This is a genomic window from Sulfobacillus sp. TH-112 (assembly GCF_057473405.1).
In genome coordinates, this window is the sequence record NZ_JBYCKN010000171.1 from 21,003 (window position 1) to 27,172 (window position 6,170).

Below are 6,170 nucleotides of genomic sequence, written 5' to 3' on the forward strand. Positions count from 1 at the left end.
CATCAGAAGTGTGGTGGGGTGCATATGCTATACTAAACTGACCAATTGAGGGCGGAGGGCGCCGCCGTGGGGGGAGGTTTTAAGGGTGAACCCCGGACTCTTGAAGCGCGGTGTCCGATGGCTTATTGATCACAAGTGGATTTGGGCCATCGTAGGAGCAATTGCATTAATCGGGTTGGTATGGTGGGGCTGGGACGTGGTCGCCAATACCGTGGGAATCCGTGCAGCATTTGGTATTCTATCGAGCACCTTACGAGATTTTGCGGCCGCCATGGGGCCATGGGGACCGATATTAATCATTTTGACACTGGCTGCACATAGCGTCCTTTTAGTGATTCCGATGGAAATTCCTACCCTAGCGGCATTTGGACTGTACGGCCCAGTCGCGGGTGTGATTATTGTCTGGACAGGATCTATGGTTACGGCATCGATTTCGTTTATGTTGGGACGGATTATCGGACCACCTATATTGAAGCGCTGGGCCAATCAGCCTCGTGTCAAAGTGATTGCGGATGCGGTAGAGAACTTGAACCCGATCGCACTTATCTTGTTGCGATGGATTTCATTTATCCCTTTTGATGTCTTAAATATGCTGTTTGGCACCTGTCAGGTGCCAATTTTTCGGTTTGCATGGACGACCGCCGTCGGAGTTTTAGTGACGAACATTGTCATGGCTCTTCTATACCGTACGGCGGTCCATGCCCATTGGGGCGAACTGGTCGCGCTCATGGTGATTCTGTTTGTACTTGGCTGGCTACTCTACTGGTGGTCTCACCGCACCCATCTTCGTCGGATTAATTTAACGAAAGATATTAATATCAAGGGATGATGCTAGAGTCCGATGTGCAGGCGTTGGCGAAATTTCTGAAGAAAGGCCTCGCTATCCACAGCAATCGCAACCTCAATAGGCGAGGTCGGATTATCCTGTCGAGCGTCCACTACTGTCATCCCGTCTGTCCATTCTCCTTTGGTTTCTACGCGTACGGAATAGGGGTGCGTGTGGATCAGTGACGGTTCTTCAGCCACCGCGACCGCCAATGGATCGTGGAGAGGGCACCACTCATCAATCGAGGCATCTCCATGCTGGTAGGCATTGATATAGAAATTGGTGGCTTCTTTAAGAATGCTCGACACCGGTAGCGACGGATCGAGGTGCTCGAGGTCGCGACGTGTGAGTCGAGTTTTCATGGTGACATCCAGTCCTACCATGGTGATGGGGATGCCGCTTTGGAAAACTAGGTCTGCAGCTTCCGGATCTCCCCAGATATTCGCCTCTGCGACAGCCGATACGTTCCCAGGACAAAAGGCAGCGCCACCCATAAGGATGATGCGATCAATGCGCGTCTTAATCGTGGGATCATATAACAATACCCGTGCAACGTTGGTGAGCCTGGCGACCGCGACCAGAGTTACTTTCTTCGTACTGGTCTGTACAGCATCCAAGATAAATTGAGCCGCTTCAAGTCGCTCGGCATGGCGAGTTAACGCGGGTAAAATGACATCGCCCATCCCGTTTTGCCCATGGATACTGGGGACCGGTCCGTCCCAAGGACGAACCAGTGGTCGTTCCGCGCCGCGATAGACCGGCGTGTCACGCCCCAACAGTTGTACCATGAGGAGCGTGTTATGGGTGGTGGTCTCGACATCGGCATTACCATATCCTGTGGTAATACCCAAAACGTCCAGCGTCGGCGAATTGAGGGCGTACGCTATCGCCCAGGCATCGTCTATCCCAGTATCAACGTCAAGAATGATTGGACGGGAATTGGATCCCATGGAGCCTCCTAGAAATATGTGACATATTGCAGTAAGTATACAAATCGTCCTGGTCACACGCAAGGGAGGTCCGACACTCACGACTCCGATGTACCGACAAGGGCTCCCTGCGGGAAGAGGATGGGCGGAGGCGGTGGTCTCTGTCAATGGATAAAGACTGGCTGAAGAATGGGTATGCATTGGTAAATCGAATGATCTAAATGAGGTACAATGATCTTGGAAAGTGGCACAGCGACAGCGTATGAGGACATTGCGACACAAAGGGAATTGCCGAACGAGAGCCGGCGCGAGGATGTAACTTTTCACAAAGAGACCGCGTTATATCGTTAGATGTTCGTATGGAGGAGACGAAACGGGGCGGTTGCCGTGATGCAAAAGGGTCTATGGATCATAGGAGCACTAATAAGTGTAACGACAGGCCTTTGGGGAGGGCAAGCCTCTCTGACGAGGCCTTCTGTGTCTTTGGTCTCCTCGCAGCGGCATACCCGTCCGGGGATAGTGCGTCCTAACACTCCGTCTCCATGGCGTTTTCCGTCCAGTGTGGCTGAGTCGAACCCCAGTGCTGCGTCCATTGGGTCAGTCATTTTAGAGAGTGTCATACGAGGGCATAGTATTTCTGGAGTGTTAGAAGGGCATTCGAAAACCCAGCTGGTGATACGGGAATTGGGGTCACGTCAGGGAATCGAGACATTTCGTCTCTCGGCCCGTACCGTGTGGTGGCGGGGGGGATGGAGGTTTTCCCCCGGTCACATGGCCCTCAATCAACCAGTCAGTGTGGTTGTCAAGGATGACATGGTCGTGGGTGTCGTGGGATTTCATGACGCTTATGGTCGGATTGTCGGGCGGCGGGGAAAGTGGGTCGCTATTCGTCCAGTGGACAGTGCATCGGGCAACAATCCGGCCTGTGCCATACATGAAGGGCCGAGCGTGGTGGCCGAAATTGTACCGCAGACCGTGTGGAATTCGCGAAAAGGGCTCCTGGCGAAGGGGAGTTTGGTGCAGTATACCGTCTATGGTCAGGCGGGTCATCCGCTCATTCTCGGAGGGGTGGAAGATTACGGTCAGGCGCCCTGTGCGCCCACCGCATCCAGTCCCTCTCCGTCGCTACCGATTTTTTCTAGCTAGTTTGTTATCGGGGTAATGCACATGCCACAGGTAGAACGTCGTGTGATTACTCCAACCAAAATCCCAGGGCACGTGGTAACGGTCATTGGTATGGGCAATGGTGAGGGGAACCCCTTTAGGATCATAGCCGGCAATCACTGCTGTGTGTACAATCCGTCCATGCTCCTGATAGCTAATGAGGTCGCCTAGTCGCAATTGTTCAATCGCTCCTCCAGAAGATATCGGGGTGGGATGAGTGACTTGTGCATAAGACCCATGAGCGAATGGCGTCGCCCTTCTACTAGTCTTGAGAAATCTAGCTAAGTCTCCGGCATTGGCCCACGCGGCGCTGCCTTCATCGGTCTCCTGATCGTAAGTCCACCCAGGGGTCATGCGAAATCCTCCGGCGTAAAGTACTTGGGAAATGAAATTGGTGCAGTCGCCGCCGTTTCCGTTATAGTTTTGATAATCGCTATTATAATGACCCTCATTACGACATCCGGGGGCGTTGCCGCAGTAATTATTCGCGTATTCGACCGCCATTTTGGCGCCGTCGCTCGGGAACGTGGTGTTGGGGTGGCCGCCGATTTGCTGTGGGACTTCCGCTCCGGCGACGGAGCTTGGGAGCACCGGATTGGTGAAATCGTCGCTGGAGAAAAGATACTGGCCATGGTGATCAATGAGACTCAAGTGATGCCGAGAGGCAATTCCGAACGTCAGGGGATGTTGCGGAAGAGAGCGGTAATAATAGTGGTATTCCTCGCGCTCGATCGCATAAAAGGACACTCTGTTAGGGGAACTCCACTCTATGCTGGGGGTTCTGACCCGTACAGTCACTCCTGTCCACACCACCTGACGGAGGTGGGCCCAGGCATTGAGATAGTCCGATCGGATTTGCGAGGTCTTAAGGGCGATGTCCGCTTGTGGTCGTGCATAAAGCGATTCTAAAGCCTTCAGACGATGCTGAATCATGTCGGACTGCTGCCTTTGCACAAGGTGTTGTAATGCTTCTTGCGCTTGTTGATTGCGCGAGGACGGAGAGTCTTCCTGAGGCGCTGCTGTCATCCATCCTGTCATCATGACAGGGACCAAAAGAGCAAGTGTCCATTTCATGTGATTAGGGTGTCAAAAGTGATCCCATTTCATTCCTGAGAGGAACGAGGTGCTCGAACTGATCTTATGGCGGGAATGGCCGATTGATGCCGAACTGCGCTGTGCTCCCTACGAATCCCCTCTAGGTACCATTTGGGTGGCTTTTGCTCACGATTGTTTTTTGGCAGCAAAACGAATGGATACGGCACCCACCCGCCTCTATGAGATGCCGCTTACGCCAACAGATTTGCCGAGGGGCTTGCGCGCCGTGTGGGATACAGGATTTTTAGGAAAACCACCTAGTGATTGGCAGGCGGTGCCGTTTGGACTAAGCGCGCTGGAACAGACCTTTCTTTCTCACGCCACGGCCATTCCTTTTGGCACTACCATGAGCTACGGCATCTTGGCTGCTGTGAGCGGGCATCGAGGGCTGAGTCGTGCGGTGGGTCGGGCCATGAAAAAGTCTCCCATTACCTATTTGATTCCCACCCATCGCGTGATCCTAGCGAGTGGACGTGCGTCCGATGGCCAGACCGATCCTCTAACCGTGCGCATGCGGGAATTCGAAAAAATTTACCTTCCATAAATGCTCACCCTCCTCCCATGTATGGCAAGAAGGCTGGCACGGTGTCTAGAGGGCGCGAGTATCGAGAGAGGGGAGGCACTTCGTTGGCGCATGACCTTCCGCATTCATAAGAAAAACCAGCCGATGGCGCCACTGACGAGCCGGAATGCTGTCGCCTTATTGTGCTTTCCCCAATAGGTGTCATTCATGCACATATCAACCCCCAGGCGACCGTGAAGGGATTGAGCCCTTCGATGAGCGAGTGACTGTGACCCGATGCCAAGCACGAGAAATCAGTGCCAAGGCTCCCGATCTCGCCGAACGGGAACTGGACGACAGATGGGTGAACCGTGGTAATGGGTGGCTCACGTGATTTCTCTGGGGGGAACATTGATAAAATCACGTTCGATTCGGCAATTGAGTTTCAGGAGGTATTGGATGTCTAAGAAGTGAGGATGGTGTCGGCCGTTAGATGTGTCGCCGTCTACGAACTCATCATGTATCCGTGCTCTTAACTATCATGCGATGGCATCGTCCTGATCCTTCGGGCCTAGGGGAAATAGTACTCCAAGCGCTGGAATCGTTCGTGCCCGATGTCGAGACGGCCGATTGGGATGTGTCGGTTGTTAAGAGGGAAGAAACATGGGGATACACACCGTTTTATGGTTCCGCTACCTCTATGCTCTGAAAGAGGCGACGGGTCCTTGGGTACCTTTCATCAATCCGGCGACGGTAACCAATAAGCTAACCACATCTCAGACTAACAATGGTGACGGATGAAGGTATCGCACAAACGCCAGATGTCGCAATGATTCGCGTGGAGGGGATCGCTATCGGTTCAGTAATAGCGCACGGACCAGACTAGAGAGTCGTCAAGGTGGGGGAGGAATGAAATTGTTCGGGTACCTAGGAGCAATAGACTGCCCGCTGCTCCTAGGTATCCATTAGCTGTCGCTGGGGTCATACGTGTCAGTCAAATAGCGATTGAAAGTCGCCATAGCCTTCTTTTTCCAATTCGGAGCGAGGAATAAAGCGTAGTGCGGCAGAGTTGATGCAGTAGCGGAGCCCTCCCGCCTCTTGAGGGCCGTCATTAAAGACATGACCGAGGTGTGAGTCCGCCTCCTCACTACGGACTTCTACGCGCCGCATGCCGTGAGATAGGTCGGTGCGCTCGATGACCGAGGAGCCGTTAAGAGGACGGGTGAAACTTGGCCACCCGCATCCGGCGTCATATTGATCACGGGATGAGAACAGTGGCTCACCAGACACAATGTCGACATAAATGCCCTCGGCTTGATTGTTCCAGTATTCGTTATCAAACGGGCGTTCGGTTCCGTTTTGCTGTGTCACTTGAAACTGTAGTGGATTCAATTGCTTAAGACGGCTGTTTTTATCCATGAGACCAGTCCTCTCTAGGGAGTGTATGCCTTATCATACCCAATCTTGTAATCAGCTTGACTTTGATATGGGAACTCCACTAATCTGCCTGCCTAACGTACCTCATCTAAACTACAGGGGAAGGATCGTTCCAACGAACGATCCTTCCCCTGTAGTTTTTTTCGGGACCGAATCAGGATACCTAAGGTTCACGGAGGGACAGGTTGTGACAGGAATTTGACCTATTAATAACAGC

The 6,170-nt window shown here is 52.9% G+C and carries 6 protein-coding genes; 3 read left to right on the plus strand and 3 right to left on the minus strand.

The genetic code is table 11. The features are described 5' to 3' along the window. Positions 1 to 85: 85 nt before the first annotated feature. Positions 86 to 829 (plus strand): TVP38/TMEM64 family protein, encoded by a 744-nt coding sequence (locus tag ACOJWD_RS12295; protein ID WP_486993525.1) that lies wholly within the window; start codon positions 86 to 88, stop codon positions 827 to 829. A 2-nt stretch (positions 830 to 831) separates the two neighbouring features. Here ACOJWD_RS12295 and ACOJWD_RS12300 read toward each other — a convergent pair whose 3' ends face one another. Further along, on the minus strand, positions 832 to 1,776 hold the full coding sequence (locus ACOJWD_RS12300) for a nucleoside hydrolase (protein ID WP_486993526.1): 945 nt from the start codon (positions 1,774 to 1,776) through the stop codon (positions 832 to 834). 456 nt (positions 1,777 to 2,232) lie between these two features. Between ACOJWD_RS12300 and ACOJWD_RS12305 the strand changes: the two genes are divergently transcribed. Next, the gene (locus ACOJWD_RS12305) at positions 2,233 to 2,901 is read left to right on the plus strand and encodes a hypothetical protein (RefSeq protein WP_486993527.1); all 669 of its coding nucleotides are present in this window, start codon (positions 2,233 to 2,235) and stop codon (positions 2,899 to 2,901) included. On the opposite strand, the gene ACOJWD_RS12310 is transcribed toward ACOJWD_RS12305, so the two are convergent. Beyond that, on the minus strand, positions 2,881 to 3,945 hold the full coding sequence (locus tag ACOJWD_RS12310) for an amidase domain-containing protein (RefSeq protein ID WP_486993528.1): 1,065 nt from the start codon (positions 3,943 to 3,945) through the stop codon (positions 2,881 to 2,883). The genes ACOJWD_RS12305 and ACOJWD_RS12310 overlap by 21 nt on opposite strands. Positions 3,946 to 4,042: 97 nt before the next feature. Here ACOJWD_RS12310 and ACOJWD_RS12315 point away from each other — a divergent pair, with 97 nt between their 5' ends. Beyond that, positions 4,043 to 4,558, plus strand: coding sequence for a methylated-DNA--[protein]-cysteine S-methyltransferase (locus ACOJWD_RS12315; RefSeq protein ID WP_486993529.1), 516 nt, complete (start codon positions 4,043 to 4,045; stop codon positions 4,556 to 4,558). 948 nt (positions 4,559 to 5,506) lie between these two features. Here ACOJWD_RS12315 and msrB read toward each other — a convergent pair. Then, entirely contained in the window at positions 5,507 to 5,935 is a 429-nt protein-coding gene (gene msrB / locus ACOJWD_RS12320; protein WP_486993530.1) for a peptide-methionine (R)-S-oxide reductase MsrB, read from the minus strand. Positions 5,936 to 6,170 lie beyond the last annotated feature (235 nt).